This window comes from Kitasatospora sp. NPDC088742 (assembly GCF_055584905.1).
Genome location: NZ_JBVJLD010000108.1, coordinates 1 through 2244 on the forward strand (window position 1 = coordinate 1; position 2244 = coordinate 2244).

At 71.1% G+C, this 2244-nt stretch carries 2 protein-coding genes; both read right to left on the reverse strand.

Annotated elements, in window-relative coordinates; genetic code table 11:
• Positions 1–24: 24 nt before the first annotated feature.
• Positions 25–1125, reverse strand: coding sequence for a dual-specificity RNA methyltransferase RlmN (gene rlmN / locus ACZ6ZR_RS38550; RefSeq protein WP_465650684.1), 1101 nt, complete (start codon positions 1123–1125; stop codon positions 25–27).
• A 96-nt stretch (positions 1126–1221) separates the two neighbouring features.
• Positions 1222–2244: phosphatidate cytidylyltransferase (locus ACZ6ZR_RS38555; protein ID WP_465650686.1), on the reverse strand; the 1023-nt coding region annotated here is incomplete at its 5' end.

Below are 2244 nucleotides of genomic sequence, written 5' to 3' on the forward strand. Positions count from 1 at the left end.
TCGCCGTTGCTGCCTGAGCGGTCGTCAGCCGGCCGCCGCCAGCTGGCCGCAGGCGCCGTCGATCTCCTGGCCGCGGGTGTCCCGGACCGTGGTCGGCACGCCGTGCGCCTGGAGACGGCGGACGAACTCCCGCTCGTCCTCCGGCCGCGAGGCGGTCCACTTCGAACCCGGCGTCGGGTTCAGCGGGATCAGGTTCACGTGCACCCGGTGGTTCTTGATCAGGCGGCCGAGCAGGTCCGCCCGCCACGCCTGGTCGTTGATGTCCTTGATCAACGCGTACTCGATGGAGATCCGGCGACCGGACTTCTCCGCGTAGTTCCACGCGGCGTCCAGCACCTCCTCGACCTTCCACCGGGTGTTCACCGGCACCAGCTCGTCGCGGAGCTCGTCGTCCGGCGCGTGCAACGAGAGCGCGAGGCGGCAGGACAGGCCCTCGTCCGCGAACCGGTACATGGCCGGGACCAGACCGACGGTCGAGACCGTGATGCCGCGCTGGGAGAGACCGAAGCCGTCCGGCGCCGGGTCGGTCAGCCGGCGGATCGAGGCCAGCACCCGGTTGTAGTTGGCGAGCGGCTCGCCCATCCCCATGAAGACCACGTTTGACAGCCGCGCCTCGCCGCCCGGGATCTCCCCCGAGCGCAGCGAGCGCATCCCGGCGGCGATCTGCTCCACGATCTCGGCGGTGGAGAGGTTCCGGGTCAGACCGGCCTGGCCGGTCGCGCAGAACGGGCAGTTCATCCCGCAGCCGGCCTGCGAGCTGATGCACATCGTCACCCGGTCCGGGTAGCGCATCAGCACCGACTCGACCAGCACGCCGTCGAACAGCTTCCACAGCGTCTTGCGGGTCTCGTCGTCGTCGCACGAGACGTGCCGCACCACCGACATCAGGTCGGGCAGCAGCGCCTCGGCCAGCTTCTCCCGGCTGGTGGCCGGGATGTCCGTCCACTGCGAGGGGTCGTCCGAGAGCCGGCCGAAGTAGTGGTTCGACAGCTGCTTGGCGCGGAAGGGCTGCTCGCCCAGCTCCGCGACGGCCGCCTTGCGCTCGGCGGCCGAGAGGTCGGCGAGGTGTCGCGGGGGCTTGGCGCCGCGCGGCGCGACGAAGGTGAGTTCTCCGGGCTTAGGCATGATTCATCCAGTGTCTCAGATCGAAAAGGCCCCGGACGCTACGGCGTCCGGGGCCCTTCTGAGGCTCGTGTCGGCGCTGCTCGCCGGCGGGGCCGGTCAGCCGCCGACGAAGGCGGCCAGCAGGAGCCAGACCACCGGGGCGGTCGGGAGCAGGGAGTCCAGGCGGTCCATGATGCCGCCGTGGCCGGGGAGCAGGGTGCCCATGTCCTTGATGCCGAGGTCGCGCTTGATCATCGACTCGGCCAGGTCGCCCAGGGTGGCGACCACGGCCGCGCAGGCGCCCAGGATCAGGCCCTGCCACCAGACGCCGTCGTCGATCACGTACTGCATCAGCAGCGCGCCCGCGATCATCGACAGCCCGATGCCGCCGGCCAGACCCTCCCGGGTCTTGCCCGGGCTGATGGCCGGGGCCAGCTTGTTCTTGCCGAACTTGTACCCGACCGCGTAGGCACCGGTGTCGCTGCAGATGGTGACGACCAGGAAGAGCAGGATGCGCCACGGACCGTCCTCGGCCGCCAGCATCATCACCACGAAGGTGGCCAGGAACGGCACGTAGAAGGCGGTGAAGATGCCTGCCGTTATGTCGCGCAGGTAGTTCTCCGGCGGCTGGGACATCCGCCAGACCATCACCGCGAGCCCGGTCAGCGCCAGCGCGGCGGCGGCCCACTCCGGACCGGCCCAGTAGCCGGCGGCCAGCATCGCCACGCCGCCCGCCACCAGCGGGACCAGCGGGACGCTGACCTGCTTGCGCTCCGTCAGCCGGCTGGTCAGCTCCCAGATGCCGACCCCGACCGCGGCCATCACCACGAAGAGGAAGAGCACCTTCACCACGAACAGCGAGGCCACGATGACCGCACCGAGGCCGACCCCGACTCCTATCGCAGCCTGGAGGTTGCGGCCGCCCCGCTGCTTGCGGGGCTGCTGGTCGGGCTGGGCCACGGCTGTCTCCTGCCCTGGGGCGGACGTCGGGGTGGGATGGTGCGGCATGACAGGAGTCTGTGCCGAGGTGCCCGGTCGGTACACCGGGCGCTGCCGCGCGTGACCCGTTTGGGGTGCACCGACCCCCGGACCGGAGGATCCCGGCCCGGGGGCGGTCGCAGCAGAGCGGTCGGGCGCCGA